The organism is Actinomadura geliboluensis (genome assembly GCF_043197915.1).
Lineage (GTDB): Bacteria > Actinomycetota > Actinomycetes > Streptosporangiales > Streptosporangiaceae > Spirillospora > Spirillospora geliboluensis.
Genome location: NZ_JBICUA010000001.1, coordinates 483,872 through 510,391, shown reverse-complemented (window position 1 = coordinate 510,391; position 26,520 = coordinate 483,872). Strand labels below are relative to the sequence as shown.

Genomic DNA, 26,520 nt, shown 5'->3' with positions numbered 1-26,520 from the left:
GTCCGCGCGCGTCCGGGGGCCGGGCGTCCTACGATCGCGGCATGGACATTGTGATCGCGGGCGGGCACGGGCAGATCGCGCTGCGGCTGTCCCGGCTGCTGGCCGCACGGGGGGACACCGTACGCAGCATCATCCGCAACCCCGCGCACGCGGACGACGTCCGGGACGCCGGCGCCGAACCGGTCGTGTGCGACCTGGAGTCCGCCGGCGCCGCCGAGGTCGCCGGGCTCATCGCCGGGGCGGACGCCGTCGTGTTCGCCGCCGGGGCGGGGCCGGGCAGCGGCGCGGCGCGCAAGGACAGCGTCGACCGCGCCGCGTCGGTGCTGATGGCGGACGCCGCGGAGCGCGCGGGCGTGCGCGACTTCGTGCAGATCTCCGCGATGGGCGCGGGCGAGAAGGCCGCCCCGGGGCGCGACGAGGTGTGGGACGCCTACATCCGCGCGAAGGGCGAGGCCGAGGACGACCTCCGCGACCGCGACGCCCTCGACTGGGTGATCCTGCGTCCCGGCCGGCTCACCGACGACCCCGGCACCGGCCTGGTGCGGCTGGACGAGCCGCCGATCGGGCACGACGCGGTCACCCGCGACGACGTGGGGGCGGTCATCGCGGCGCTGCTCGACGACCCCGGCGTCCGCCGCCGCACGCTCGACCTGCTGAACGGCGGCACCCCGGTCGAGGACGCCGTCGCCTCGCTCCGCTGACCCGCGGGCGGCCCCTGCTACGAGGCGTACCCGCTACGAGGCGTAGAGGGAGTCGATCTCGTCGGCGAAGTCCTTCATCACGACGTTGCGCTTCACCTTCAGGCTCGGCGTCATGTGGCCGGCCTCCTCGGTGAAGTCGACGCCGAGGATGACGTACTTCTTGATCGCCTCGGCGTGGCTGACCGACGTGTTGGCCTCGGCGACCGCGCCCTCGATCTCGGCGATGAGGTCGGGGTCGCGGCGCAGGTCGTCGACGCCCATCGCCGCGGGCTTGCCGTGCTGCTCCTTCCACGGCCCGAGCGCCTCCTCGTCGAGCGTGATGAGGGCGCTGATGAACTTGCGCCCGTCGCCGACGACGAGGCACTGGCTGATCAGCGGGTGCGCGCGGAGCCGGTCCTCCAGCGGGGCGGGCGCGACGTTCTTGCCCGCCGCGGTGACGAGGATCTCCTTCTTGCGGCCGGTGATGCGCAGGAAGCCGTCCTCGTCGAGGGAGCCGAGGTCGCCGGTGTGGAACCAGCCGTCCTCCAGGGCCTCCTTGGTGGCGGCCTCGTTGTTCCAGTAGCCGCGCAGGACGTTGATGCCGCGCACGAGGACCTCGCCGTCCTCGGCGATGCGGACGTCCACGCCGGGGATCGGCCGGCCCACCGTGCCGATCTTGATGGCGGTGGGCCGGTTCACGCTGGCGGGCGCGGTCGTCTCGGTGAGGCCGTAGCCCTCCAGGATCGTGATGCCGACGCCGCGGAAGAAGTGCCCGAGGCGCTCGCCCAGCGCCGCCCCGCCCGACACCGCGTACTCCACCCGGCCGCCGACGGCGGCGCGCAGCTTGCCGTACACCAGCACGTCGAACAGCTTGTGCCGCGCCTTGAGGGCGAGCCCGGGGCGGCCCGCGTCCAGCGCCCGGCTGTAGGCGATCGCGGTCTCGGCCGCGGCCTTGAAGATCTTGCCCTTGCCGTCCGCCGCGGCCTTCTGCTCGGCGCCGTTGTAGACCTTCTCGAACACGCGCGGGACGGCGAGCAGGAACGTCGGCCGGAACGAGGCGAGGTCGGGCAGCAGGTTCGGGATGTCGCTGTGCCCGAGGACGATGCCGCCCTCGATCGTCGCGACCTGGATCAGCCGCGCGAACACGTGCGCGAGCGGCAGGAACAGCAGCGTGGAGCTGCCCTCGACGGCGACCTCGGCGATCGCGCCCTGCACCGCGTTCCGCGCGGTCGACACGAGGTTGCCGTGGGTGAGCTCGCAGCCCTTGGGGCGGCCCGTGGTGCCGGAGGTGTAGACGAGCGTGGCGACGTCGGCGGCGGTGCGGGACCGGCGGCGCTCCTCGATCACGTCGTCGCCGACGTCCGCGCCGAGCCGGACGACCTCGTCGACGCCGCCCTCGTCGATGGTCCAGACGTGCGCGAGGCCGGGCAGCCGGTCCCGGACCCCGGCGACGCGCTCGGCGTGCTCGGCGGTCTCGGCGAACACGGCCTTCGCGCCGGAGTCGCCGACGATCCACTCGATCTGCTCGGCGGACGACGTCTCGTAGATGGGCACGGACACGGCGCCGGCCGTCCAGACGGCGTAGTCGAGGACGGTCCACTCGTAGCGGGTCCGCGACAGCAGGCACACCCGGTCGCCGGGCTCGACGCCCGCGGCCGCGAGGCCCTTGGCGGCCGCCGCGGCCTCGGCCGCGAACTCGGCCGCGGTGACGGCGCTCCAGGCGTCCCCCGCTCCCGATCCGCTCTTGCGGCGCGCCACGATCGTGCCGGGCTGCTCGGCGGCACGGGTGAAGGGCGCGTCGGTCAGATTGGCGGAGTCGGGAACCTCCACCATCGCGGGGACGCTGAACTCGCGCACGGCCCACTCCTGTTGTCGGTCTTCCAGGTCGGCGGGAAGTCTCCGGAGGCTTCCGCACCCGAATGATACCCATCAGTAGGAATTTCGCCGGTTCAACGGCACGGCAAAGAACGCCCCGTCGCCCGTGGCGCCCGCCGCCGCGTCGCCTACGCTGGTCCCCGGTCGCACTACGCAGGCGGTTCGGGGGAGGGCCATGTCGCTGCTGGAAGTGATCGCGCTCACCGTGGACGACGCGCGCGCGGCGGAGGAGGGCGGCGCCGACCGGATCGAGGTCGTCGCCGACATGGCCGCCGACGGGCTCACCCCCGATCCGGACCTCGTCGCCGCGATGCGGGCCGCCACGGCGCTGCCGATGCGGGTGATGCTGCGGGCGAACGCGGGGTTCCGCACGACCGGCGCCGAACTCGACCGGCTCCGGCGGGCCGCCGCCGACCTCGCCGCCGCGGGCGCGGACGGCTTCGTGCTCGGCTTCCTCGACTCCGCCGGCCAGGTCGACGCCGCCGCGACCGGCAAGCTCGCCGCCGTCGCCGCCCCGCTGCCGTGGACGTTCCACCGCGCCCTCGACCACGCCGCCGACCCCGTGCAGGCGTGGCGGGCCGTCCGCCACCTCGGCGGCGGCCTCGACACCGTCCTGACTGCGGGTGCCGCGCGCGGCGTGGACGCCGGGGTGGACGTGCTGGTCCGGCGCGCCACCGAGGACCCGGACGCGGCCGGGATGATCATGGCCGGGGGCGGGCTGCGCCGCAAGCACGTCGCGGTGCTCGCCGCCGCGGGCGTCACGGCATTCCACGTCGGCACCGCCGTCCGCCCCGACGGCGCATGGGACCTGCCCGTCGACCCGGCCCTCGTGCGGGAGTGGCGCTCGCTGGTGTCCGCCGCGACCGGCTGACCCCGAGCAGGGAACCGCGACCGGCGGCCCCGCCCGCCCTGCGGGGTGGTCTGTCCTATTAGAGTCGGTTCATGAGGATCCACGTGGTGAGCGACGTCCACGGCCGCGCGGACGCCCTGGCGAGCGCGGCGGACGGCGCCGACGTCCTCGTCTGCCTGGGCGACCTGATCCTGTTCATCGACTACCAGGACCACGCGCAGGGGATCTTCGGCGAGCTGTTCGGCCAGGAGAACGCCGACCGCTTCATCGCGCTGCGCACCGAGAAGCGCTTCGACGAGGCCCGCGCCTTCTCCCGGGGCCTGTGGGCGTCGCTGGAGGGCGACGCGTGGCCGCACATCGAGCGCGCCGTCGACCGGCAGTACGCGGAGCTGTTCGCCGCGATGCCCGCCCCCGCCTACCTGACGTACGGCAACGTCGACGTCCCGCGCATGTGGGCGGCGCACCTGCGCGACGGCCACCACGTCCTGGACGGGGAGACCACCGAGATCGGCGGGCTGCGGTTCGGGTTCGTCGGCGGCGGCCTCCGCACCGAGTACCGCACCCCCTACGAGCTGGACGACGAGACCTACGCCGCCAAGGTCGCGGCGATCGGCGAGGTCGACGTGCTGTGCTCGCACATCCCGCCCGCCGTCCCCGAGCTGCTCTACGACACGGTGGCGCGCCGGTTCGAGCGGGGCAGCGAGGCGATCCTGGAGCTGATCCGCCGCACGCAGCCGCGGTACGCGCTGTTCGGGCACGTCCACCAGCCGCTCGCGAGCCGGATCCGCATCGGCCGCACCGAATGCGTGAACGTCGGGCACTTCCGCACACGCGGCGTTCCGTACGTCCTGACGGTGTGACGGATACCGTCGTCACGACGGCGGGCCCCGGCGCGGGCCCGCGGACGGCAGGAGGGAGACGGAAATGGCCGACCGCACGCGTTCCTCCATCACGGTCAAGGCCGGCAAGGCCGAGATCATGGCGGTGATCGCCGACCTGGAGGCGTACCCGCGGTGGGCGAGCGGCATCCGCGAGTTCACCGTGCAGGAGACCGGCGAGGACGGCCGCGCGCTGCGCGGCCGGCTGACCTTCGACGGCGGCCCGTTCAGCGACACCGTCGGGCTCGCCTACACCTGGGAGGGCGACGACCGGGTCAGCTGGGAGCTGGTCGAGCCGGGCACGGTCGTCACCGGCCTGCACGGCACCTACGCCCTCGCCGAGGAGGGCGGCGCCACCGAGGTGACCTACGAGCTCGCCGTGGACGTCCGCATCCCGATGATCGGCATGGTGAAGCGCAAGGGCGAGAAGCGGATCATCGACTCCGCGCTCAAGGGCCTCAAGCGCCGCGTCGAGAGCTGAGCCCGGCGGGCGCCCCGCCGCGCGGCGGGGCGCCCGCCGGCTGCGCCGATACCGCGCGCGCCCGCGGCGGGGGATGATGGAGGCGACGGCGGGGCATGGGACCGTGCCAACGCACGGAGCCCGGGCCCCCGGAGGCGTCGATTCGCCCGCGGGCGGGTACGTCCGACCGGTCGGGATGGCCCGGCCCGGCGGACCCGGCCCGGCCCCGCCGGCATCGGGTACTGCGGCAGTGGCTCCATCCGGGGCGCGCGAGGAGGAGGAAGCGTTACATGGCCCTGACCATCGGCGTGGATGTGGGCGGCACGAAAGTGGCCGCGGGGGTCGTCGACGACCGGGGGACGATCCTGGAGAAGGTCCGCCGGCCGACTCCCTCGACGAACCCCAAGGAGACCGCCGAGACCATCGCCGAGGTCGTCGACCTGCTGAAGGGCAAGTACGACGAGGTGTCGGCGGTCGGCCTCGGCACCGCGGGCTTCGTCGACGAGGCCCGCGCCACCGTGCTGTTCGCGCCGAACCTCGCCTGGCGGGACGAGCCGATCAAGGAGAAGGTCGAGAGCCTGGTCGGCCTGCCCGTCGTCGTGGAGAACGACGGCAACGCGACCGCGTGGGGCGAGGCCCGGTTCGGCGCCGGGCGCGGTGAGGACATCCTCGTCCTGGTGGCGCTCGGCACCGGCATCGGCGGCGGCATCATCATCAACGGCGAGCTGTACCGGGGCCGGTTCGGCATCGGCGCCGAGATGGGGCACTTCCGGGTCGTCCCGGACGGGCGGCGCTGCGGCTGCGGCAACCGCGGCTGCTGGGAGCAGTACGCCAGCGGCAACGCCCTCGTGCACGAGGCCCGCGACCTCGCCCGGGTGGCGCCCGCGATGGCGGGGCGGCTGCTGGAGCTCGGCGGCGGGCGGCCGGAGGGCATCAGCGGCCCCGAGGTGTCGCAGGCGGCCCGCGAGGGTGACAAGGCCGCCCTGGAGTGCTTCCGCACCATCGCGCACTGGGCGGGCCAGGGCCTCGCCGACCTGTCCGCCATCCTGGACCCGGGCGCGTTCATCATCGGCGGCGGCCTGTCGGACGCCGGCGACCTCCTCCTCGACCCGATCCGCGCCGCGTTCGAGGACGCGCTGACCGGACGCGGCCACCGCCCGCTGCCCGACATCCGGATCGCCGAGCTCGGGTCGGCGGCGGGCATCGTCGGCGCCGCGGACCTCGCCCGCGTCCGGCCCGTCCAGGACGCGGCCGTCCAGGACGCGGCCGTCTAGGCGTGGCCGCCGTCCGCCTGCTGAGCTACAACGTCCGGTCGCTGCGCGACGACGCGGCGGCCGTGGCCCGCGTCGTGCGCGGCGCGGGCCCGGACGTGCTGTGCCTGCAGGAGGTCCCCCGATTCCGGGCGTGGCGGCTGCGGCGCCGCCTGCTGGCGCGGGCGTGCGGCCTGCGGATCGCGGCGGGACGGCGGGCCTGCGGGCTCGCCGTCCTCACCGCGCCGCACGTCCGCCGGGTCGCGCGCGAGTTCCATCTGCTCACGCCCGACCGGGGCCTGCACCGGCGCGCGCTGGCGATCGCCGTGCTGGAGGCGGACGGCGCCCGCCTGATCGCCGCGAGCACCCATCTGGACCTGGAGCCCGGCGCGCGCGAGCGCCACGTCCACGAGATCCTGGCCCACCTCGACCGGGCCCGCGACCGCCACGGCGCGCCCGTGGTGCTGGCGGGCGACTTCAACGAGGAACCGGGCGGCGCCGCCTGGGCCGTGCTGGCGGGCCGGTTCCGGGACGCCTACGCGGTGGCCGGCACCGGCGGGGAGCTCACCTTCTCCGCCCGGAACCCGAACCGGCGCATCGACGCCGTCTTCACCGACCCCGAGATCGGGGTCGACGCGTGCGGCGTCCCCGAGGAGGAGGCCCTCGCCCGCGACTACCCGATCGCGACCGACCACCGGCCGGTCCTGGCCGACCTGCGCCTCGACCGGACGGCGGGCCCGGGCTAGACGATGGCCCCGTCGTCGGGGTCGCGGGGCTCGTCGCCCATCCGCAGCACGAGCGTGACGAAGCCGCCGATGAAGGCGGCGACGGCGAGGAAGGCGGCCCAGCCGGGCACCTCCCAGTCGAGGATGACGGTGACGAGCAGGTAGACGGGCCCGCCGATCAGCGCGATCCAGGCGCCCTTGGTGAGCGGGTCGGCGGCCGGCAGCGGGGGCGGCGGCGGGGGGACGTAGTGCTCCTCCTCGTCGTCGTCCGCGGGGAACTCCGGCGGCTCCGGCGACTTGATCACGCGGGCGCGGGGGAGCCGGCCGGTGCGGTCGTCGCCCTCCGCGGGCGGGTCGGCGGCGGGCTCGCGGATGTCCTCCTCGTCCGGCCAGGGGACGTCGCCCTCCGGGGCGGTGTCGAAGCCGGCGACGATCTCGGCCCAGATGGCGTCCTCGTCGCGCTCGGCGGCGCCGCCCGCGTCCGCGCTGGCGGCGCCGCCGGCGAGGTCGGCGAGGCCGGTCTCGGCGCGCTCGGGCTTGTCGGCGCGCTCGGTCTTCTCCAGCCGGTCGGCCGTCTCGGCGCGCTCGCCCTGGTCGCCGCGCTCGGCCGGCTCGGCGGCCTCCGCGCGGTCGGCGTCGGAACCGCGGGCGGACGCCTCGCGGAGCCGCGCCAGATGGACGCGCAGGATGCCCTCGGCGGTGGGCTTCATGTCGACGTCCACGTACAGCCGGTCGAGGACGTCGCCCGCGACCGGCTCGGCGGCCGGGTCGGCGAGTTCGGGCAGCCCGGCCGGCGAGGTCGCGTAGGCGGCCACCCCGGCCTCGCCGAGCGCCGCCAGCATCGCGTCGGCCAGGTGCGGGGCGAGGTCGACCAGCGGGGCGTAGGTGTCGGCCGACAGGCCGTTGCCACGGCGATTCACGGGGCCGGCTCCTTCGACGACTCCGGCGTGACCGTCGGCACCGGCATGGCGGCCTCCGCTCCCCCATCGACACTGCGGTGCCCGGTCGTGCCCGCGGCCCGCCGCGGCACTCCCGGACACCCCGAAACGTGTGTCCCACGGTATTCGCTGCGCCGCGCGGGACAAGCCCCCGGGCGCGCCCGATTGAGGTTCACCGTTCAGAGCCTACGTTCCCGCCGGGCCCCGCCGCCGCGCGACCGCGTCCCGATGAGGGGTACCGGTCGGTAGATCGGTGGGACGGGGAGTGGGAGGATGTCCCATCGTCTCCGCTCGGTCAGGGACCGGTCGTGCTCCCCCGGAGGGCACGGGTCCGAGGAAGGTGCCCGCATGCTGTGGTTCTGGATCCTGCTCAGGATCGTCCTGTCGCCGATCCTGTACCTCGGGTGGTGGCCGCGGAACAAGGGCATGCGCAACGTCCCGAAGCGGGGCCCCGCGCTGATGGTGAGCAACCACCTGTCCTTCGCCGACCACTTCTTCGGCCCGCTGCCGCTGATGCGCCCGATCTTCTTCATCGGCAAGGGCGAGTACTTCACCGGCAAGGGGATCAAAGGGCTGATCAGCAAGGGCTTCTTCACGGGGGTGGGCGTCGTCCCGGTCGACCGCACCGGCGGGGACGCCGCCGAGGCGGCGCTGCAGACCGGCCTGCGGATCCTCGGCGAGGGCAAGCTGCTCGGCATCTACCCCGAGGGCACCCGGGCCCCCGACAACCGGCTGTACCGCGGCAAGACGGGGGTGGCGCGGCTCGCGCTGAAGTCCCGCGTCCCGGTGATCCCGATGGCGATGATCAACACCTTCGAGCTGATGCCGCCCGGCAAGCCGCTGCCCCGGCTCGGCGTCCGCCCCGGCGTGCGGTTCGGCGAGCCCATGGACTTCTCCCGCTACTACGGCCAGGAGGACGACCACCGGGTGCTGCGGGAGATCACCGACGAGATCATGCGCGCGATCCGGGAGCTGTCCGGGCAGGAGTACGTCGACCGGTACGCCGCCGAGGTCAAGGCCGAGATGGCGGGGAAGCCGGTGCGGTCCGCCGAGGAGGACGACGGCGGGCTCAGCGACCGCGGGTAGCGGCCGTGATGGGCCTGGAGGTCGCGCTGTGGCGGGCCGTCGCCGTCTACCGGGGCCTGGCGCTGGTCTACGCCGCGATCGTGATCGCCATGAACTTCGACGGCTACGCGCACCCGGCCGCCGGCTGGGCCGTCCTCGCCGTCATGACCGCGTGGACGGCCTACGCGGTCGCCGCGTTCGGCGACCCGCGCCGCCGCGGTTGGCCGCTCCTGGCCGCCGATCTCGCCGTCGCCGCGGCGAGCATCCTCGCGACCGCGTGGGTGGAGACCGCCGCGAACATCGCCGCCGGGCGCCCCACGCTGCCGGTGTCGTGGGTGGCGGCCGCGGTGCTGGCGTGGGCGGTGGCGGGCGGGCGGCGGCTCGGCCTCACCGCCGCGCTCGTGCTGGCCGCCGCGAACCTGCTGGTCCACGCGATCGCCGGGACGAGCGGCGGCATCGGCAGCACGACTTTCAACGGCATTGTGCTGCTGGTGCTGGCCGGGCTCGTCGTGGGGCACGTCGTCCGGCTGGCGCGGGAGGCCGAGGCGCGGCTGGCCAGGGCGGTCGAGCTGGAGTCGGCGAACCGGGAGCGCGAGCGGCTGGCCCGCCGCATCCACGACTCGGTGCTGCAGGTCCTCGCCATGGTGCAGCGGCGCGGCGGCGAGCTCGGCGGCGAGGCGGCAGAGCTGGGCCGGCTGGCGGGGGAGCAGGAGGCCGCGCTGCGTGCCCTCATCGGCACCGCCCCGGCGGTCCCCGCACGGGACGCCGGCGCCGCCGACGCCGACGCCGACCTGCGCCCGCTGCTGACCGCGCACGCGTCCACGTCCGTCACGGTCTCGACGCCGGCGACGGAGGTGCGGCTCCCGGCCCACGCCGCCCGCGAGGTCGCGGCGGCCGTCGCGGCGGCGCTGGACAACGTCCGGCGGCACTGCGGCGACGGCGCCCGCGCGTGGGTGCTGCTGGAGGACGGCGCGGACGGGGTCGCCGTGAGCGTCCGCGACGACGGCCCGGGCCTGCCCCCGGGCCGGCTGGACGAGGCGGCGTCCGACGGGCGGCTCGGCGTCGCCCAGTCGATCCGGGGCCGCGTCGCCGACCTCGGCGGCTCCGTCGCGATCGCCTCCGCGCCCGGCGAGGGCACCGAGATCGAGATGACCGTGCCCCGCCGCCCGGATCGTCCGGCTTAGGGTGTGAACGTGAGCCTGCGAGTCATGGTCGTGGACGACCACCCGATGTGGCGTGAGGCCGTCGCCCGCGACCTCGCCGAGGCGGGGCACGACGTGGTCGCCACCGCCGGGGAGGGCCGCGCCGCCGTCCGGATCGCCGCCGCCGCGCGCCCCCAGGTCGCCGTGGTCGACCTCCAGTTGCCCGATCTGAGCGGCGTCGAGGTCACCCGCCACCTCGCCGCCGCCGACCCGCCCGTCCGGGTGCTGGTGCTGTCGGCGAGCGGGGAGCAGCAGGACGTCCTGGAGGCCGTGAAGGCGGGCGCCACCGGCTACCTGCTGAAGTCCGCCGCCCGCGAGGAGTTCCTCGACGCCGTCCGCCGGACGGGGGAGGGCGACGCCGTCTTCACCCCCGGGCTCGCCGGCCTCGTCCTCGGCGAGTACCGCCGCCTCGCCGCCGCGCCCGCGCGCGCCGACGACGACGCCCCCCGCCTCACCGACCGCGAGACCGAGGTGCTGCGGCTCGTCGCGAAGGGCCTGACCTACAAGCAGATCGCGCAGCGCCTCGTGCTGTCCCACCGCACGGTGCAGAACCACGTGCAGAACACCCTCGGCAAGCTCCAGCTCCACAACCGCGTCGAACTCGTCCGCTACGCCATCGAGAAGGGCCTCGACCAAGAGGACTAGCCGGAGGCCGCGCGTCGGCCCGTGGGCCATTCCGAGATGGGTGAGACTTTGCGCGCGCGCCCGCCGCGATGATCTCGGCGCGGACGCGGCGCGGGAACTGGCGCTCGCCCGGGGTCCGGTGGTCATATGACGGCGAGTCCCCGCCCGGCCGCCGCGCACCACAGACCGGGGGAGTGACGGTGCTGGTTCGCGGGTACGTCCGGGTCTTCGGACGGGTGCATCCCACCGGCCCGCGCGTTGCGGGGTGAACGGTGTGCCGCCGCCCCCGGCAGCGGCTATGGTCTAGACCAATGGCGGCGCGCCGGGACGCCCGGACGCGCCGGCACCGTGGCCGTATGTTCGGGCCTGTGAATCGAGGGAGGAGCCCGGTGGCGGGAGAAGGAGACGGCATGCGCGTCGGAGTGCTGACCGGAGGCGGGGACTGCCCCGGACTGAACGCGGTGATCCGCGCGGTCGTCCGGAAGGGCGTGCAGGTCTTCGGCTACGAGTTCGTGGGCTTCCGGGCCGGCTGGCGCGGGCCCCTCGAAGGCGACACCGTGGCCCTCGACGTCCAGGCCGTGCGCGGGATCCTGCCGCGCGGCGGCACGATCCTCGGCTCGTCCCGGACCAACCCGGTCAAGGTCGAGGGCGGCATCGAGCGGATCAAGGACAACCTCGCCGGCCTCGGCGTGGACGCCCTGATCGCCATCGGCGGCGAGGACACCCTCGGCGTCGCGCGCGAACTGTACGCCAACGGCGTCAACGTCGTCGGCGTCCCGAAGACGATCGACAACGACCTGAACGCGACCGACTACACGTTCGGGTTCGACACCGCCGTCAACATCGGCATGGAGGCCGTCGACCGGCTGCACACCACCGCCGAGAGCCACCACCGCGCGCTGATCTGCGAGGTCATGGGCCGGCACGCGGGCTGGATAGCGCTGCACGTCGGCATGGCCGCCGGCGCCAACGTCATCCTCATCCCCGAGCGGCCCTTCGACATCGAGAAGGTCTGCCAGTACGTGGAGAGCCGGTTCAAGACCCGGTACGCGCCGATCATCGTCGTGTCCGAGGGCGCCCACCCGGTCGACGGGCAGATGCAGCTGCAGACCGGCGAGCGGGACGCGTTCGGGCACGTCCGGCTCGGCGGCATCGGCCAGGCCCTCGCCGACGAGATCGAGAAGCGCACCGGCAAGGAGGCCCGCGCCACCGTGCTCGGGCACATCCAGCGCGGCGGCACCCCCACCGCGTTCGACCGAGTCCTCGCCACCCGCTTCGGCCTCCAGGCCATCGACGCCGTCAAGGACGGCGACTTCGGCAAGATGGTCGCGCTCCAGGGCACCGACATCGTCCGCGTCGGGCTGGACGAGGCGACCAAGGAGCTGAAGACCGTCCCGCTCGAGCGCTACGCCGAGGCCGAGGTCTTCTTCGGCTGATCCGGTCCTCCTGGCGGGAACACGTTTTCCAGGTCGCGGTGTTGCCCACTGTGGGCCACACTAGAAGCCCACCCCTAGACCTGCTCCCGCCAGGAGGATCACGCATGACCACGCTCGACACCGCGCCGGCGGACGTCCGGGAGCAGTCGCCGGTCGACGGCGAGCCGTGCGTGCTGCTCAAACTGGGCGAGGTCGTCCTCAAGGGCAAGAACCGCGAACTGTTCGAGCGCCGCCTCGCCGACAACGTGCGGCTGGCCGTCCGGCCGATCGCCCGCGTCGACGTCGTCCGCCGCCACGGCGTGTTCATCATCCGCAAGCACGACGCCGACCTGGCCACCATGGAGCGCGTCGCGCAGCGGGTGACCGACGTCATGGGCATCGTGTGGGCGCACCGCGCCTGGCGGGTCGGCAAGGACCTCGCCAGCGTCGAGCGCGCCGCCCTCGAACTCATGGACGGCCGCACCGGCACCTTCGCCGTCCGGTCCCGGCGCCGCGACAAGCGCTTCCCGATGACCTCCACCGAGCTCGACCGGCACATCGGCGGGCTCGTCGCCGAGCGCTACGGCCAGCCCGTCAAGCTCAAGGACCCCGAGCACACCCTGTCCATCGAGGTCGACCGCGACGAGGTGTTCGTCTACTCCGGCGGGCTGCCCGGCCAGGGCGGCCTCCCCGTCGGGATGAGCGGCCGCGCCCTCGTGCTGATGTCCGGCGGCATCGACTCGCCCGTCGCCGCCTACCGCATGATGCGCCGCGGCCTGCGCGTCGACTACCTGCACTTCTCCGGCATGCCGTTCACCGGCCCCGAGTCGATCTACAAGGCGTACGCGCTGGTCCGCGAGCTGGACAAGTTCCAGGGCGGTTCCCGGCTGTTCGTCGTCCCGTTCGGCAAGGCGCAGCAGCAGATCAAGTCGTCCGGCGCGGACCGGCTCGCCGTGATCGCGCAGCGCCGGCTGATGCTGCGCACCGGCGAGGTCCTCGCCCGCCGGCTGCGCGGCGGCGCGCTGATCACCGGCGACGCGCTCGGCCAGGTGTCCAGCCAGACGCTCACCAACATCACCGCGCTGGACGACGCCGTGGAGCTGCCGATCCTGCGGCCCCTCGTCGGCATGGACAAGAGCGAGATCATGGACCAGGCGCGCCGCATCCGCACCCTGTCGATCTCCGAGCTGCCCGACGAGGACTGCTGCACCATGCTCGCGCCCCGCCGCGCCGAGACCAAGGCCAAGATCGACGACCTCCGCCGCATCGAGAAGCGCCTCGACGTCGACGAGCTGGCCGACCACCTCGCCGAATCCGTCCAGGAGCACCGCCCGGTCTACGGCGACACCTCCACCTGACCCGCGCCCCTCAGCGTTTCATCGTGGGGGCAACCCCCCACACCCCCCGCAAAGAGACGCCCGCTGAGTGTCCGCCCTCCGCTAGCGCTCCGGTCGGCCCCTCAGCGTTTCATTGTGGGGGGCAACCCCCCACACCCCCCGCAAAGAGCGGCCCGTTAGGGGCCGACCTCCGCTAGCGCTCCGGTCGGCCCCTAACGGGCGTCGAAGTCCGTGGGGCGCGGGGGCTCGGGGCCGTCCGGGCCCATCAGCGTGATGCGCTCGATGCGGACGATGCGGAACCGGCGGCCCGCCACCGCGATGCCGTTGCGGCGGGGCTCGGCCTCCAGCAGGTCCGCCGCCTCGGCGAACCGGGCGACGTCCGCGTCGGCCGGGCTCTCCACCGCCGGCACCACGTGCCGGAAATAGGTGATCAGCGCGTCGCGGGCCTGCCGCGGGGCGGCGTGCAGCCGGCCGACCGGGCGCCAGCGCCGCTCGCTGCGCTCGGCGACCGTGAACGCGGGCGCCAGCGCGACCGGGGTGAGGAACGCGCCGGACGGCTCGTGCCCCGCCGCCGCGGCCGCGTCCAGCACCTGGCACAGCAGCTCGGCCGCCGCCGGCTCGGACACCGGGCCGTCCTCGGGCAGCAGCTCGTACGGCCGGACGGCCGCGGCGCGCTCCGCATCCGGCCGCGGGTCCGGGTCCGTGGGGCGGGGCGGCTCCGGGCCGTCCGGGCCGGTGCGGACGAGCTGCTCGATCCGCACGATCCGGAACCGCCGCCCGCCCGCGGCGACCTCGTCGGCCGCCTCGCGCTGCACGGCGCGCGCGGCGGCGAGCAGCTCGTCCTCCGGCGCGCCGCCCGCGAGCGCCGCCAGGTCCTCCAGCCGGCCGGCCAGCAGCTCGCGGGCGCCCTGCGGCAGCGGATCGCACGGGCACACGACCTGCCAACCGCCCGGGACCCGCTCGGCGGCCGTGAACAGCGTGCCCACGGCCACGAGCTCCGGATAGGCGGACAGGGCGCGGCAGGCGTCCGCGAACCGCACCGCGGCGACCGGGTCGACGCCGTCGAGGTCTTCCGGGAACAACCGGCCCCCGGCGTCACCATCGCCCATCGTCATGCCGGACATCATCCTCGCCGCGCCGGTTCCGGCCAATGGTCCAGACCATTTTGTTACCGCCGCGTTCTCCACCGGGCCGGTGTGATCAGCACGACCAGGCTCGCGGCCAGCAGCGCCAGGCCGGCCAGCGCGGCGCCGCCCAGCCGCTCGTCCAGCAGGACCATGCCGAGCACCGCGGCCACCGCCGGCTCCGCCAGCGTCAGCGTCGTCGCCGTCGTGGCCGGGGTGGTGCGCAGGCCGCGCGCGAACAGCAGGTAGCCGCCGCCGGTGGTGACGACGCCGAGGTAGAGCGCGATCAGCGCGCCCGAGCCGGTGAGCAGCCACCCCGACCCGGAGGACAGTACCGGGAGCAGCGGGACGGCCGCCGCCGCGAACAGCGCCCCGGCGACCGCCCGGTCCTCCTCGCCGCGCCCGATGAGGACGGACGCGACCGTCGCGTACACCGCGTACGCCAGCCCGGACAGCAGCGCCAGGGCGATGCCCACCGGCTCGACGCCGGCGTCCCGGCCGCCGCCGATGAGCAGCGCGCAGCCCGCGATGGCGCCCCCGGTCGCCGCCGCCCACCGGCCGGTCGGGCGCGTCCCGCGGGCGAGCAGCCCGATCACGCCGGTGAAGGCGGGCGCGCTGCCGATCGTGACGACCGTGCCCACCGCCACGCCGGTGCGGCCCGCCGCGACGAAGAACGCGGTCTGGTACACCGCGATCGCGACCGCGCCCACGCCGACCAGCGGCAGGTTGCGGCGGTTCCCGAGCAGCCGCCGCAGCCCGGCGCCCCGGCGCGTGCACGCCGCGAGCACCAGCAGGACGGCGCCGCCGATGACGATGCGGATCGCGGCGACCGAGAACGCCGACGCGCCCTCGGCGAACGTGCGGACGGTCCCCGTCGTCCCCCACAGGGACGCCGCCAGCAGGACGTCGGCACCGCCGCCGGACCGGGCGCGGGCGGCCCGTCCGGACGCATGCCGGAGGAAGGTGTGCTGTGACACTGAGGCTCCTGACCTCGAATCGGACGAAGAAGATCCGGATTCGGGGCGCAGGAGGACGCCGGCCGGGCGCGGGTCCGCGCCGGGCCGGGGTCAGAACTCGCTACGAGTGCGGTCGCCGCGCCCCGTCAGGAGCGCGGCGGCCCGCAATCGGAAACCCAGTACGCCACACAGGGGACGATACCGTCCCGTGCCGGGCACGGGACGGGCGGGACTCAGGCCGGGACGGCGTCGGGGTCTTCGGCCTGGGTGAGGGCGCGGTCCACCAGCGGGGGCAGGTCGCGGACGAGCTTGGCCAGTTCGCGGAGGTCGCCGTCCACCAGGGCCTGCGGGCCGTCGCAGAGGGCGGTCTCCGGGTGCGGGTGCACGTCGATGATCACGCCGTCGGCGCCGACCGCGATCGCGGCGCGGGTCAGCGGCAGGACGAGGTCGCGGCTGCCGCCCGAGTGCGACGGGTCCACGATCACCGGCAGGTGGGAGAGGCGCTGCGCCACCGGGACCGCGGAGATGTCGAGGGTGTTGCGGGTGGCCTTCTCGAACGTGCGGATGCCGCGCTCGCACAGCACGATGTCGAGGTTGCCGCGCTGCGCGACGTACTCGGCGGCCATCAGCCACTCCTCGATCGTCCCGTTCATGCCGCGCTTGAGCATGACCGGCTTGCCGGACTCGCCCGCGGCCTGCAGGAGGGCGAAGTTCTGCGCGTTGCGGGTGCCGATCTGCAGCATGTCCGCGTAGGAGGCGACCAGTTCGACGTCGCCGGCGTCCACCACCTCGGTGACGATCGGCATGCCCGTCTCCGCCCGCACGTCCGCGAGGATGCGCAGGCCCGCCTCGCCGAGGCCCTGGAAGGCGTACGGGGACGTGCGCGGCTTGAACGCGCCGCCGCGCAGCAGCGTCGCGCCCGCGGCCTGCGCCATCTGCGCGGCGCCGAGGGTCTGCTCCGGGGTCTCCACGGCGCACGGGCCGGCGATCAGCGTCATCGTGCCGGGGCCGATCGGCACGCCGCCGACCCGCACCACCGAGCGCTCGCCGTGGTTCTCCCGGCTCACCAGCTTGTAGGGCGCCGAGATGCGGATCACGTCGGTGACGCCGCGCATCCCGCGCAGGTTGAGGGTGCCGAACTGCTGGACGTCGCCGACGAGCCCGACGATGGTCCGCTCCACGCCGCGGCTGACGAAGGCGTCACCTCCCGCCGTCTCGACCAGTGAGACGACGGCCTTGATATCCGCTTCGTTGGCCTCCGGGGCCATGACGACGACCATGCGTGTGCTGCCTCTCCTGTTTCGCCCGGAACCCCGGTGGGCCCCGCGGACGACCCCTGAAACAGAGAAAGCCCCGGGCCACTGGGCCCGGGGCTTCTCGTTCCGTGGTCTGTCAGCGCAGCGTCTGGCAGACCAGCCGCCCGGGCTGGCCGTACCAAAAGAAATAGACGACGTTGCGCACGGGCCCAAGCGTATCCGATGCGCGCGGCGGCCATTCGCACCGCCCCCGAATATGGCTCAGCTCACGCCGGATGGCAGGATGGCCGCGTCATGACCCACCCCGAGAACTCCGCACCGCAGCCGCGGGACCTGCCGCCGGGGCAGTACGTCCCCCGCGGCTGGCCCGTCCTGCACTACGGCCCCGTGCCGAAGTTCCGTCCCGCGGACTGGGACTTCCGGGTCTTCGGCGCGACCGAGTCCGGCGGGCAGCACCGCTGGACCTGGGACGAGTTCGACGCGCTGCCGAGGACCGGGGCGGTCTCCGACTTCCACTGCGTCACCAAGTTCACGATCCCCGGCAACGAGTGGGAGGGTGTCCCCGGCACGGCGATCGTGGAGCTGGCGCCCCCCGCGCCGGACGTCACCCACGTGATGGTCTGGGCCGAGTACGGCTACAGCGCCAACATCCGGATGAGCGACTTCCTCGCCGACGGGACCATGTTCGCCACCCACCACGGCGGCGAGCGGCTGACCGCCGACCACGGGTTCCCCGTGCGCATCGTCGTCCCGCACCTGTACGCGTGGAAGAGCGTCAAGTGGGTCCGCGGCGTCGAGTACCTGGTGAAGGACCGCCGCGGGTTCTGGGAGGAGCGCGGCTACCACAACGTCGCCGACCCGTGGCGGGAGCAGCGGTACTCCTACCAGGAGGACGAGGGCGAGTCCCCGCCCCTGTGAGGGGGCGCCGGGGCCGTGGCACCGGACGCGCGGCCGGGTGTGGCCTATCCGAGACATTCGTAAATGGGCAACGACCGGACCGCCGGGGACGGTAGACGTTACCGTAAGTCGTCATGGTCCTACCGTCCGTCGCAGATGCCGCGGTCCACGCCGCGGCCGCCGGCGCCGCCTCCGGGGTCTGGGCGCTGCGCCGGTGGTTCCGCCTGCCGCGCCGCGCGCCCGCCGACCCGGCCGAGGAGGCGGCGTTCGCGGCCCTGGGCCTGATCGCGCGGGCGTCGCCGCCGCTGCGCGCCGGGCTGACCGGCGAGGCGGCGCGGAAGGCGGCGCGCGAGCTCCGGCCGCTGCTCGGCGCCGAGGCGGTCGCGATCGTCGCGGTGCGCCCCGAGGACGCCGCGGGCGGCCCCGGCGGCGCCCCGCCCAGCGGTGACCCGGTCCGGGTGGCGCCCCGGCTGCTGGCCTGGGAGGGCGCCGGCGGCGGCGCCCACGCGGCCGAGGCCGTCGGGCTCGCGGTGCCCGTGCTCGCGTCCGGCCGCCCGAGGGCCGGCGCCCCGGAGCCGGTCGGCTGCGCCGATCCGCACTGCCCCGTCCTGGTCGCGCTGACCGCGCCGCTCACCGTGGCGGGACGGGTCGAGGGCACGCTCACCGCGTACTGGCGGAGCGTGACCGCGGCGCGGATCCGCGCCGTCGGCGAGGCCGCCCGGTTCGTCGCCGGGCAGCTGGAGCTGGCCGAGCTGGACACGGCCCGCGTCCGGCTCGGCGAGGCCGAGACGCGGGCGCTGCGCGCCCAGATCTCCCCGCACTTCGTCTACAACTCGCTGACCACGATCGCCTCGTTCGTCCGCACCGACCCCGCCCGCGCCCGCGCCCTGCTGCTGGACTTCGCCGACTTCGCCCGCTACTCCTTCCGCGACGGCCGCGACTTCACCACCCTCGCCGACGAGCTGCGCTCCATCGACCGCTACCTGCTGCTGGAGCGGGCCAGGTTCGGCGAGCGGCTGAAGTGCAGCGTCGACGTGGCGCCGGAGGTGCTGCCGGTCGCCGTCCCGTTCCTGGCCCTGCAGCCGCTCGTCGAGAACGCCGTCCGGCACGGCATGGCGGGGCGGCGCGGGCAGTTCCACATCGCGATCGTCGCGCGCGACTCGGGGGCCGAGGCCGCGATCAGCGTGGAGGACGACGGGGCCGGCATGGACCCCGAGCGGCTCCAGGAGATCCTGTCCGCGCCGGTCGGCCGGCCCGGCCCGACCGGCTGGGGCAGCGTCCCGGCGCGGCCCCGCAAGGACGGGCGCGGCGACCCGGGCATCGGCCTCGCCAACGTCGACGAGCGGCTGCGCCAGGTCTACGGCGACGACTACGGGCTCACCGTCGAGACAGCGCTCGGCGCCGGAACCAAGGTCAGATTGCGCGTTCCGAAGTGCCGCCCAGGGGTCTTTCCGGAGTGACGCCCCGCCCCTCGGCGCGACACTCACTTCTTGGAATCGATTGCGGACGGACGGTAATCGCGGCAAAGTCGCCCTCATGCTCCACGTCCTCGCCGTCGACGATGAACGCCCCGCATTGGAGGAACTGGCCTATCTCCTCCGCCAGGACCCGCGGATCGGGCAGGTCACCGGCGCGGGGGACGCCTCGTGCGCGCTCCGCGACCTGAGCCGCATGCTCGTGGAGGGCGAGCGCCTCGACGCCGTGTTCCTGGACATCCGGATGCCGGGCCTCGACGGGCTCGACTTCACCCGGCTGCTCACCGGGTTCTCCGCGCCCCCGCACGTGGTGTTCGTGACCGCGCACGACGACTGCGCCGTCACCGCCTACGAGCTGGGCGCGCTCGACTACCTGCTGAAGCCGGTCCGGCCGGAGCGGCTCGCCGAGTCGGTGCGGCGGGTCGCCGAGGCCGTGCACCGCACGGCCCCGCCCGCGCCGGAGGGCCCCGCGCCCGACGACGAGCTGATCCCCGTCGAGCTCGGCGGCCGCACCAGGCTCGTCTCCCGCCGGACGGTGACGCACGTGGAGGCGCAGGGCGACTACGTCCGGCTGCACACCGCCGACGGCGGGTACCTGGTCCGGATGCCGCTGTCGGCGCTGTCCAAGCGGTGGGAGACCGCCGGGTTCATCCGGATCCACCGCAGCACCCTGGTCGCGTCCGCGCACATCACCGAGGTCCGGTTCGACGGCGGCCGCGCCGCCGTCCGGATCGGCGACGAGCTCCTGCAGGTCAGCCGCCGGCACACCCGCGAGGTGCGGGACCGCCTGGTCCGCCGGTTCCACCACCCGGAGGAGGACCCGCCGGACGGCGGCCCGGCGGGGGGCGGCGCGGCGGGGGAGGCGGGCGATGGGCGGTGAGCACCGGGCCGTGCTGCCGGCGGAACCCGCCGCGGGCACTGCGGGGGAGGCCGCCCGGCCGGACGCCCGGGCCGCCGCCCCCGAGACACCGGACGCCGACCCGCTCCATACCGGCCCGCCCAGCACCGCCGCGACCGGCACGGCACCGCCTCCGGGGCCGGCCGAGACGCGCGCCCTGATCCGCGCCCAGTTGCGGGCCGCCCTCGGCACCTGCGCGATCGTCATGGCCGTCCTGGTGGGGCTGCCGCTGCTGGCGCTCGTCCCGCCGGTCGCGCGCGCCCGCGCGCACGGGCTCCCGGTGCTGTGGCTCGTCCTCGCGGCGGGCGTTCAGCCGGTCTGGGTCGCGGTCGCGGTCCGCCAGCTGAGACGGGCCGAACGGGCCGAGCGCGCGCTGGACCGCCGGTGACCGCGCCGGCCGCGGCGGCGGCGCTCGCCGCACCGGCCATGCTCCTCGGGGTGACGGCCGCGATCGGCGTGTACGGGCGCCGCTCCGCCCGCACGACGTCCGACCTCCTGGTCGCCTCGCGCGGCGTCACGCCCTGGCGGAACGCGTCCGCGATCGGCGGCGAGTACATCTCCGCCGCCGCGTTCCTCGGCACCGCCGGGCTCGTCCTCGCCTACGGCGCCGACATGCTGTGGCTGCCCATCGCCGCGACCGCCGGGCACGTCCTGCTGCTGGCGTTCGTGACCGCGCCGCTGCGCCGCTCCGGCGCCTACACCCTCTCCGACTTCGCCGAATGGCGGCTCGGCTCGCGCGCCGTCCGCCACCTCGTCACCGGCTGCGTCTGCTTCGCCGGCTGGTTCTACCTGCTGCCGCAGTTCCAGGGCGCGGGCGTGACGCTGCGGGTGCTGACCGGCGCCCCCGCCTGGACGGGCTGGGCCGTCGTGGTCGCCGTCACGCTGGGGCTCGTCCTGTCCGGCGGGATGCGCAGCATCACCGCGGTCCAGGCCCTCCAGTACTGGGTGAAGCTGGTCGCCGTCGCGGTGCCCGCGGTCGCGTTGCTCGGGATGTGGCACCTGCACGGCGGCCCTGGCCCGCTCGGCGCCGGCGTCCCGCGCTTCGAGCAGACCACGCGGGTGGACGTCCGCACCGACGTGACCGTCACCGTTCCCGCGGACGTCACCGTCACCGCGCACGGCACCGTGGACGGCGCCCGCCGCCCCGGCGGCGAAATCCGCCTGCCCGCGGGGCGGCACACCATCGGCCGCGGGACCACCGTGGTCTTCCCCGCCGGGACGCCGGTGCCGCACGCCGAGAGCCTGCCCGTCCAGGACGGCGGCACCTGGGCGACGCCGTTCGGGCGCGGCGACCGGCACGAACTGTTTCGCACCTACTCGGCGATGCTGTGCGTCCTGCTCGGCACCATGGGGCTACCGCACATCCTGATGCGCTTCTACACCAGCACGTCCGGAAGCTCCGCGCGCCGCACGGCCGCGATCGTGCCCGCCCTCCTCGCCCTGTTCTTCCTGTTCCCCACCCTCTACGGGACGCTGGGACGCCTGTACGCGCCCGAACTGCTCATGACCGGCGACACCGACGCGACCCTCCTGCTGCTCCCGAAGCGGATCGTCCCCGGCCCGCCCGGCGCGCTGCTCACCGGCCTCGTCACCGCCGGCGCCTTCGCCGCGTTCATCGCCACCTCCTGCGGCCTCGCCGTCGCCATCGGCGGGACGCTCGCCCAGTGCGCCCGCCGCGCTGGCCCAGCGGCGTTCCGCCGCGGCGTCCTGGTCGCGCTGGCCGCCCCGCTCGCCCTCCTGCCCGGCCTCGGCGGGCACGGCGCGGCGGACCTCGTCACCACCGCCCTCGGCGTGTCCGCCTGCTCGCTGTGCCCGCTGCTCGTCCTCGGCATCTGGTGGCGCGGCCTGACCGCCGCCGGGGCCGCCGCCGGCCTCCTCACCGGAGGCGGCCTGGCCGTCGCCGCCGGCATCCTCCGCCTCTTCCACGACGCGCCCGCGGGCTGGACGGCGGCCGTCCTGGACCAGCCCGTCCTGCTGATCGCCCCTGCCGCCTTCGCGACCATGGCCGCCGTGTCCCTGCTGACCCGCCGCCGCGTCCCGCGCCACACCGACGGCGCCCTGCGCCGACTGCACCTCCCCGAAGACCTCCGCGCCGGGTGAAGCCCCGCCCTCCGGCCACGAACGGCACCGGTGCCGCGGGGACCGTCAGCGCCCGGCCGCTCGTCCCGCAGAACCGACCGCTCATCGTGTGACTACGCTACGCACATCTATGACTACGTACCGTTCATCGAGGGCTGTGTTCTCCTGGTGCCGCCGGGCCGTCCCGCGCGTCTAGTGTTCTCAGTGGCACCACACGCCACACCGCCACCGGAGGGGCGGCGGCTCCCGGCCGCGAACCTCCCACAACAGCAAATCCCGGAGATCCGGCTACAGGCCGGATCGGAGTCGCCGGATCCCGTACCGGGGGGGTGGGATCCGGCGGCCTGTGGCTCGGGCGCCGTTGAACAGTCGGGGGGTTGTTCAGCGGCGTCCGAGTCGTATTTATTTGTTTCGCCCTTGGCGTCAGGCGCTAGGGCGCCTTCCTTCGGCGGGCAAAAGTGCGATTGCTGCATCGCTTCGGCTCGCCTTGCGGCTCGCTGCGCGATCAGGTTCTCGCTTCGCTCGAACCTGCCTTCGGACGCAATCGCGACTGCCCAGGTTGTCGCGGGGCCGGGGTGGTGGCCGGTGTTGTCGCAGTAGACGGTTGCGGTTGCCGGCTATCGGCTCGCCTTACTGCTCGCTTTGCTCTGCTTGTTCTGGGGTACGGAGGCGCTTCAGGGTTTCTATGTCCTTCGCGTGGGGTTCGGGGGCTCGGCCCGGGGTTTCGATGAGGAAGGGGAGGCCCTGGACGGCGGGGTGCGCGAAGAGGTCGGCGAAGGGCTGCTCGCCGATGTGGCCGGCGCCGATGTTCTCGTGGCGGTCGCGGCCGGAGGCGCAGGGATCCTTGGAGTCGTTGGCGTGGATCAGTTTCAGGCGGCCCTCGCCCACGGTGGCGATCAGGTCGTCGATGGTCTGCTTGGCGCCGCCCGGAGCGGCCAGGTCGTGGCCGGCGGCGAACGCGTGGCAGGTGTCGAAGCAGACGCCGAGCTTCGGGTGGTGCTCCAGCTTCTCGAAGAAGGGGCCGAGGTCCTGCACCTTGGCGCAGAGCATGTTGTTCTGCCCGGCCATGGGCTCCAGGAGGAGGTCGGGACCGTCCTCGGGGATCTCCTCCAGGAGGGGGAGGACGTGCTCGTGGACCTGGGCCATGGCCTCGTCGTAGGTCTGGCTCACGGCGGAGCCGGTGTGGACGACGACGCCGCGGGCGCCGATGGCCCGGCCGCGGACCAGGGAGTGGCGGACCGTCGCGACCGACTTGGCGAGGGTCTCGGGCGTCGGCGAGCCGAAGTTGACCAGGTACGGGGCGTGCACGTAGACGGGGATCCCGTGCTCGCGGAGCTTGGCGTCCTCGGCGGGCCTGCCCTCGGGCAGCGCCCAGCCGCGCGGGTTCGCGACGAACACCTGGATCGCCTCGGCGCCGATCTGCGCGGCGTACTTCAGGCCGCCGGTGGCGAGGCCGCCGGCCACGGGGACATGGGCCCCGACGGGGCTGTTCGGTGAGGTCATAGCCGGTTCAGCGTATCCGGTCACGGGCCCTTGACGATGGTGACCGTGGAGCCGCGCGGGGCCTCGCCGTTCGAGGGGGACTGGAAGCGGACGATGTTGCCGCCGAAGCCCGTCACGTTGACCTTGAAGCCGGACTCCTTGAGGGCCTTCTTGGCGTCGTCCACGGTGCGGCCGGTCACGTTGGGGACGGGGATCCTCTCGTCGCCGCCGTCGTCGCAGCCGAACTGGATCGGGCCCGCGTCGACGATGCAGTCGCGCTTGTTGACGACGATGGTGACGTCGTCGCCGCGGGAGACGCCGGTGCCCTCGGAGGGGGTCTGGCTGACGACGGTGTTCGGCTGCTTGCCGTCCACCGTCTTCTTCTGGACGGTGACGTTCAGGCCCATCGAGCGCAGCTGGTTCGCCGCCGTGTCGCCGTTCTGCCCGACGAGGTCGGGCATGGACATGCCGCTGGAGACGACGATCGCGACCGGCTCGTCGGGGGACTGCTTCTGGCCGGCCTCCGGGTCGGTGCTGATGACCCGGTCCTTGCCGACGGTCTGGGACGGGCTGGTGCTCGTCCGGCCGACGGTGAAGCCCTTGTCCTCCAGGGTCTTCTTGGCGTCGGCGAGCGGCTTGCCCTCGACGTCGGGGACCTCGCGGGGCGTGAGGCCCTTCGACGGCGTCAGCGTGATCGGCTCGCCCTTGGCGATGCGGGCGCCCGCCGGCGGGTCGGACTTGGCGACACGGCCCTTGTGGACGCGGTCGTCGTAGACCGCCTTCGCGGTGCGGACCTCCAGGCCCTTGGACTCCAGCTGGTCGCGGGCGTCGGAGACCTTCATCCCGATGATCGACGATGGGACGTGCTCGTACTGCCCGGACGTCTGGTACCAGACGGCCCAGCCGAGGATGAGCGCGGCGACCGCGCCGATGGCGATGAGGACGTAGCGGCCGGTCAGCGCGCCGATCGCGCGGTCGGTGCGGCTGCGCTGCGGGACGTAGTCGGCGGTGGGCTCGACGCGGGGGTCGAGGACGGCGGTGTGGCCGGGGGCGGGCGCCTCCAGCACGCTGGTCGCGCGGTGGGACGACTCCTCCAGCCGCCGGTCGAAGTCGCGGGGGAGGCCGCCGAACACCTCGGCCGCCTCGGCGAGGTACTGGTTCGCGTCGTGCGGGCGGCGCGCCGGGTCGTGGCTCGTCGCGTCGGTGACGAGCGCGTCCACCTGCACCGGCAGCCCGGGGACGAGCGTGGACGGCGGCGGCACCGTCTCGTTCACGTGCTTGTAGGCGACCGCGAGGGGCGTGTCGCCCTGGTGGGGGAGCCGGCCGGTGAGCAGCTCGAACAGCATGGTCCCGGCGGCGTACACGTCGGAGCGGACATCGGCGTCGCCGGACAGCACCTGCTCGGGCGCCAGGTAGCCGACCGTCCCGATGATCACGCCGGTCTTGGTCATCTTGCTCGCGGTCTCGGCCCGGGCGAGCCCGAAGTCGGCGACCTTGACCTGGCCGTCCTCGGTGATCAGCACGTTCTCCGGCTTGACGTCGCGGTGCACGAGGCCGGCCCGGTGCGCGGCGCCGAGCGCCGCCAGCACCGGCTGCATGATCTCCAGCGCGGCGCGCGGGCCGAACCGGCCGCGCGCGGTCAGCTCCTCGCGGAGGGTGCGGCCCGGCACGTACTCCATCACCAGGAAGACGTGCTCGCCGTCGGTGCGCTGGTCGTAGACCGCGACGACGTTCGGGTGCGACAGCGCCGCCGCGGCCTTCGCCTCGCCGATGAAGCGGGCGACGAAGTCCTCGTCGGAGGCGAGCCCGGCGTGCATCACCTTGATCGCGACGGTGCGGTCGAGGCGGACGTCCCGCGCCAGGTACACCGTGGCCATGCCGCCGCGCGCGATGCGGGACTCGATGCGGTAGCGCCCGTCGAGCATCCGCCCGACGAGTGGATCTGCGACCGTCATGTCCATCGGTGCGAGTTTACGGGTGAACGGAAGTGGAACTCATCAGCCGGGAGTATGAGCATCCATGAGCCCCTGGGGTGATGCCTCTGGGGCGGGTGTGGCGCGGCGGCGGGCCCGGCTGCGGGAGACGGCCACGCCGGCCAGGCACAGCAGGCCGCCCGCGAGGGTGACCAGGCCGGGGACCTCGCCGAGGAACAGCCACGACATCGCGACGACGAGGGCGGGGACGGCGTAGGTGGTGGCGCCCATCTTCCCGGCGGACGTCCGGGCCAGCGCGTAGCCCCAGGTCGTGAACGCGAGCGCGGTCGGGAAGACGCCCAGGTAGACCATGTTGAGGGTGGCGCCGGCGGGGGCGTCGGCGGCCTGCTCGGCCAGCTGCCCGGCGAACGGCAGGCAGGCGAGCGCGCCGATGCCGCAGGCGAACGTGGTGAACTGCAGGGCGGAGGCGTGCCGCAGCGCGGGCTTCTGGCTCACCACGCCGGCCGCGTAGGTCACGGCGGCGACGAGGCAGAGCAGCACCCCGCCGACGGACGCGCGGCCCTCCCCGGACATCGACAGCCCGACGACGGCGGCGCCGGCGAACGAGACGGCCATGCCGACCACCAGCCGGGGCGAGATCCCCTCCTTCAGCAGCCAGCCGCCGAGGAGCGCGATCAGGATGGGCCCGATGTTGACGACGAGGGAGGCGGTGCCCGCGTCCACGAGCTGCTCGCCCCAGTTCAGCGCGACCATGTAGGCGCCGAACCACAGCACGCCCGCGGTGACGATGCCGGGCCATGCCGCCCTGGGCGGGAGCCCCTCGCGCCGGATCGCCCAGAGCACGCCGAGGACCACCGTCCCGGAAAGAAGGCGGCCGAGGGCGAGCGCGCCCGGACCGTACTCGGCACCGGCGCTGCGGATCGAGACGAACGCCGACGCCCACAGCACCACCGTGATCGTGGCGGCGGCGACCGCGCCCTTGTCGACGCGACCCGTGTTCTCCTGTTGCATGTCACGCACCTTAGGTATGGGTCGTTTCCATGAACACCGAAATGACGTGCCCGGTTGCGGCATGTCCGGGGTGAACGGACCCAGTTTGGTAAGGCGCACGTTTCAGGTC

The 26,520-nt window shown here is 74.4% G+C and carries 24 protein-coding genes; 16 read left to right on the top strand and 8 right to left on the bottom strand.

All coding sequences use genetic code 11. The annotated features are described in order from the left end of the window. The first annotated feature begins 41 nt into the window (after positions 1–41). A complete protein-coding gene (locus tag ACGFI1_RS02415) occupies positions 42–701 on the top strand; it encodes an NAD(P)H-binding protein (protein WP_392782163.1) in 660 nt (219 codons plus the stop codon). 33 nt (positions 702–734) lie between these two features. Here the strand turns inward: ACGFI1_RS02415 and ACGFI1_RS02410 are convergent, their stop codons facing one another. Next, positions 735–2,537 (bottom strand): AMP-dependent synthetase/ligase, encoded by a 1,803-nt coding sequence (locus ACGFI1_RS02410; protein WP_392782160.1) that lies wholly within the window; start codon positions 2,535–2,537, stop codon positions 735–737. 193 nt (positions 2,538–2,730) lie between these two features. Between ACGFI1_RS02410 and ACGFI1_RS02405 the strand changes: the two genes are divergently transcribed. The 5 genes from ACGFI1_RS02405 to ACGFI1_RS02385 all read left to right on the top strand — a co-directional run bounded on the left by ACGFI1_RS02405 (position 2,731) and on the right by ACGFI1_RS02385 (position 6,739). Beyond that, on the top strand, positions 2,731–3,426 hold the full coding sequence (locus tag ACGFI1_RS02405) for a copper homeostasis protein CutC (protein WP_386868957.1): 696 nt from the start codon (positions 2,731–2,733) through the stop codon (positions 3,424–3,426). Between the two features lie 71 nt (positions 3,427–3,497). Then, entirely contained in the window at positions 3,498–4,265 is a 768-nt protein-coding gene (locus ACGFI1_RS02400; protein WP_392782157.1) for a metallophosphoesterase family protein, read from the top strand. Positions 4,266–4,329: 64 nt separating this feature from the next. Next, the gene (locus tag ACGFI1_RS02395; protein ID WP_138640990.1) at positions 4,330–4,764 is read left to right on the top strand and encodes an SRPBCC family protein; all 435 of its coding nucleotides are present in this window, start codon (positions 4,330–4,332) and stop codon (positions 4,762–4,764) included. Between the two features lie 269 nt (positions 4,765–5,033). Continuing rightward, complete coding sequence (locus ACGFI1_RS02390; RefSeq protein ID WP_138640989.1) at positions 5,034–6,017, top strand: ROK family glucokinase; 984 nt, start codon at positions 5,034–5,036, stop codon at positions 6,015–6,017. Between the two features lie 2 nt (positions 6,018–6,019). After that, positions 6,020–6,739, top strand: a complete 720-nt coding sequence (locus tag ACGFI1_RS02385) for an endonuclease/exonuclease/phosphatase family protein (RefSeq protein ID WP_392782154.1) — start codon at positions 6,020–6,022, stop codon at positions 6,737–6,739. Here ACGFI1_RS02385 and ACGFI1_RS02380 read toward each other — a convergent pair. Next, a complete protein-coding gene (locus ACGFI1_RS02380; RefSeq protein WP_392782151.1) occupies positions 6,736–7,638 on the bottom strand; it encodes a hypothetical protein in 903 nt (300 codons plus the stop codon). The genes ACGFI1_RS02385 and ACGFI1_RS02380 overlap by 4 nt on opposite strands. Before the next feature lie 366 nt (positions 7,639–8,004). Between ACGFI1_RS02380 and ACGFI1_RS02375 the strand changes: the two genes are divergently transcribed. From ACGFI1_RS02375 to thiI, 5 genes are all read left to right on the top strand, one after another. Further along, the gene (locus ACGFI1_RS02375) at positions 8,005–8,742 is read left to right on the top strand and encodes a lysophospholipid acyltransferase family protein (protein ID WP_392782148.1); all 738 of its coding nucleotides are present in this window, start codon (positions 8,005–8,007) and stop codon (positions 8,740–8,742) included. 8 nt (positions 8,743–8,750) lie between these two features. Further along, the gene (gene macS / locus ACGFI1_RS02370; RefSeq protein WP_392783210.1) at positions 8,751–9,905 is read left to right on the top strand and encodes a MacS family sensor histidine kinase; all 1,155 of its coding nucleotides are present in this window, start codon (positions 8,751–8,753) and stop codon (positions 9,903–9,905) included. Positions 9,906–9,929: 24 nt separating this feature from the next. Beyond that, the gene (locus ACGFI1_RS02365; RefSeq protein ID WP_171069547.1) at positions 9,930–10,568 is read left to right on the top strand and encodes a response regulator; all 639 of its coding nucleotides are present in this window, start codon (positions 9,930–9,932) and stop codon (positions 10,566–10,568) included. Between the two features lie 389 nt (positions 10,569–10,957). Next, entirely contained in the window at positions 10,958–11,983 is a 1,026-nt protein-coding gene (locus tag ACGFI1_RS02360; protein WP_138642145.1) for a 6-phosphofructokinase, read from the top strand. 104 nt (positions 11,984–12,087) lie between these two features. Continuing rightward, positions 12,088–13,320 carry a tRNA uracil 4-sulfurtransferase ThiI gene (gene thiI / locus ACGFI1_RS02355; protein ID WP_138642144.1) on the top strand — a complete coding sequence of 411 codons (1,233 nt, stop codon included), beginning with the start codon at positions 12,088–12,090 and terminating at the stop codon, positions 13,318–13,320. A 191-nt stretch (positions 13,321–13,511) separates the two neighbouring features. Here thiI and ACGFI1_RS02350 read toward each other — a convergent pair whose 3' ends face one another. The 3 genes from ACGFI1_RS02350 to aroF all read right to left on the bottom strand — a co-directional run bounded on the left by ACGFI1_RS02350 (position 13,512) and on the right by aroF (position 16,659). Further along, positions 13,512–14,414, bottom strand: a complete 903-nt coding sequence (locus tag ACGFI1_RS02350; RefSeq protein WP_392782144.1) for a DUF5954 family protein — start codon at positions 14,412–14,414, stop codon at positions 13,512–13,514. Between the two features lie 53 nt (positions 14,415–14,467). Next, positions 14,468–15,400 (bottom strand): DMT family transporter, encoded by a 933-nt coding sequence (locus ACGFI1_RS02345; RefSeq protein WP_392782141.1) that lies wholly within the window; start codon positions 15,398–15,400, stop codon positions 14,468–14,470. Between the two features lie 212 nt (positions 15,401–15,612). Then, a complete protein-coding gene (gene aroF, locus ACGFI1_RS02340; protein ID WP_301176255.1) occupies positions 15,613–16,659 on the bottom strand; it encodes a 3-deoxy-7-phosphoheptulonate synthase in 1,047 nt (348 codons plus the stop codon). Between the two features lie 270 nt (positions 16,660–16,929). On the opposite strand from aroF, the gene ACGFI1_RS02335 reads away from it, so the two are divergent. From ACGFI1_RS02335 to ACGFI1_RS02315, 5 genes are all read left to right on the top strand, one after another. Beyond that, a complete protein-coding gene (locus tag ACGFI1_RS02335; protein WP_301176254.1) occupies positions 16,930–17,553 on the top strand; it encodes a sulfite oxidase-like oxidoreductase in 624 nt (207 codons plus the stop codon). Between the two features lie 113 nt (positions 17,554–17,666). After that, on the top strand, positions 17,667–18,992 hold the full coding sequence (locus ACGFI1_RS02330) for a sensor histidine kinase (protein WP_392782138.1): 1,326 nt from the start codon (positions 17,667–17,669) through the stop codon (positions 18,990–18,992). A gap of 76 nt (positions 18,993–19,068) precedes the next feature. After that, the gene (locus tag ACGFI1_RS02325; RefSeq protein ID WP_301176252.1) at positions 19,069–19,887 is read left to right on the top strand and encodes a LytR/AlgR family response regulator transcription factor; all 819 of its coding nucleotides are present in this window, start codon (positions 19,069–19,071) and stop codon (positions 19,885–19,887) included. After that, the gene (locus ACGFI1_RS02320; protein ID WP_392740616.1) at positions 19,877–20,293 is read left to right on the top strand and encodes a hypothetical protein; all 417 of its coding nucleotides are present in this window, start codon (positions 19,877–19,879) and stop codon (positions 20,291–20,293) included. Before ACGFI1_RS02325 ends, ACGFI1_RS02320 begins: the two co-directional genes overlap by 11 nt. Next, positions 20,290–22,005, top strand: coding sequence for a sodium:solute symporter family transporter (locus ACGFI1_RS02315; RefSeq protein ID WP_392782135.1), 1,716 nt, complete (start codon positions 20,290–20,292; stop codon positions 22,003–22,005). Before ACGFI1_RS02320 ends, ACGFI1_RS02315 begins: the two co-directional genes overlap by 4 nt. 609 nt (positions 22,006–22,614) lie before the next feature. Here ACGFI1_RS02315 and ACGFI1_RS02310 read toward each other — a convergent pair. Genes ACGFI1_RS02310 through ACGFI1_RS02300 form a run of 3 tightly spaced genes read right to left on the bottom strand, consistent with a single transcriptional unit; the run spans position 22,615 to position 26,411 of the window. After that, positions 22,615–23,487, bottom strand: coding sequence for a deoxyribonuclease IV (locus ACGFI1_RS02310; RefSeq protein WP_392740622.1), 873 nt, complete (start codon positions 23,485–23,487; stop codon positions 22,615–22,617). A 20-nt stretch (positions 23,488–23,507) separates the two neighbouring features. Next, positions 23,508–25,427 (bottom strand): Stk1 family PASTA domain-containing Ser/Thr kinase, encoded by a 1,920-nt coding sequence (gene pknB / locus ACGFI1_RS02305; protein ID WP_392782131.1) that lies wholly within the window; start codon positions 25,425–25,427, stop codon positions 23,508–23,510. Between the two features lie 36 nt (positions 25,428–25,463). Further along, the gene (locus ACGFI1_RS02300; protein ID WP_138638089.1) at positions 25,464–26,411 is read right to left on the bottom strand and encodes a DMT family transporter; all 948 of its coding nucleotides are present in this window, start codon (positions 26,409–26,411) and stop codon (positions 25,464–25,466) included. Positions 26,412–26,520 lie beyond the last annotated feature (109 nt).

Bases quoted from the DNA above. Each gene is read 5' to 3' on its own strand.
- ACGFI1_RS02415 (WP_392782163.1), top strand. From the start codon at position 42: ATGGACATTGTGATCGCGGGCGGGCACGGGCAGATCGCGCTGCGGCTG.
- ACGFI1_RS02405 (WP_386868957.1), top strand. From the start codon at position 2,731: ATGTCGCTGCTGGAAGTGATCGCGCTCACCGTGGACGACGCGCGCGCG.
- ACGFI1_RS02400 (WP_392782157.1), top strand. From the start codon at position 3,498: ATGAGGATCCACGTGGTGAGCGACGTCCACGGCCGCGCGGACGCCCTG.
- ACGFI1_RS02395 (WP_138640990.1), top strand. From the start codon at position 4,330: ATGGCCGACCGCACGCGTTCCTCCATCACGGTCAAGGCCGGCAAGGCC.
- ACGFI1_RS02390 (WP_138640989.1), top strand. From the start codon at position 5,034: ATGGCCCTGACCATCGGCGTGGATGTGGGCGGCACGAAAGTGGCCGCG.
- ACGFI1_RS02375 (WP_392782148.1), top strand. From the start codon at position 8,005: ATGCTGTGGTTCTGGATCCTGCTCAGGATCGTCCTGTCGCCGATCCTG.
- macS (WP_392783210.1), top strand. From the start codon at position 8,751: ATGGGCCTGGAGGTCGCGCTGTGGCGGGCCGTCGCCGTCTACCGGGGC.
- ACGFI1_RS02365 (WP_171069547.1), top strand. From the start codon at position 9,930: ATGGTCGTGGACGACCACCCGATGTGGCGTGAGGCCGTCGCCCGCGAC.
- ACGFI1_RS02360 (WP_138642145.1), top strand. From the start codon at position 10,958: ATGCGCGTCGGAGTGCTGACCGGAGGCGGGGACTGCCCCGGACTGAAC.
- thiI (WP_138642144.1), top strand. From the start codon at position 12,088: ATGACCACGCTCGACACCGCGCCGGCGGACGTCCGGGAGCAGTCGCCG.
- ACGFI1_RS02350 (WP_392782144.1), bottom strand. From the start codon at position 14,414: ATGACGATGGGCGATGGTGACGCCGGGGGCCGGTTGTTCCCGGAAGAC.
- aroF (WP_301176255.1), bottom strand. From the start codon at position 16,659: ATGGTCGTCGTCATGGCCCCGGAGGCCAACGAAGCGGATATCAAGGCC.
- ACGFI1_RS02335 (WP_301176254.1), top strand. From the start codon at position 16,930: ATGACCCACCCCGAGAACTCCGCACCGCAGCCGCGGGACCTGCCGCCG.
- ACGFI1_RS02330 (WP_392782138.1), top strand. From the start codon at position 17,667: ATGGTCCTACCGTCCGTCGCAGATGCCGCGGTCCACGCCGCGGCCGCC.
- ACGFI1_RS02325 (WP_301176252.1), top strand. From the start codon at position 19,069: ATGCTCCACGTCCTCGCCGTCGACGATGAACGCCCCGCATTGGAGGAA.
- ACGFI1_RS02320 (WP_392740616.1), top strand. From the start codon at position 19,877: ATGGGCGGTGAGCACCGGGCCGTGCTGCCGGCGGAACCCGCCGCGGGC.
- ACGFI1_RS02310 (WP_392740622.1), bottom strand. From the start codon at position 23,487: ATGACCTCACCGAACAGCCCCGTCGGGGCCCATGTCCCCGTGGCCGGC.
- pknB (WP_392782131.1), bottom strand. From the start codon at position 25,427: ATGGACATGACGGTCGCAGATCCACTCGTCGGGCGGATGCTCGACGGG.
- ACGFI1_RS02300 (WP_138638089.1), bottom strand. From the start codon at position 26,411: ATGCAACAGGAGAACACGGGTCGCGTCGACAAGGGCGCGGTCGCCGCC.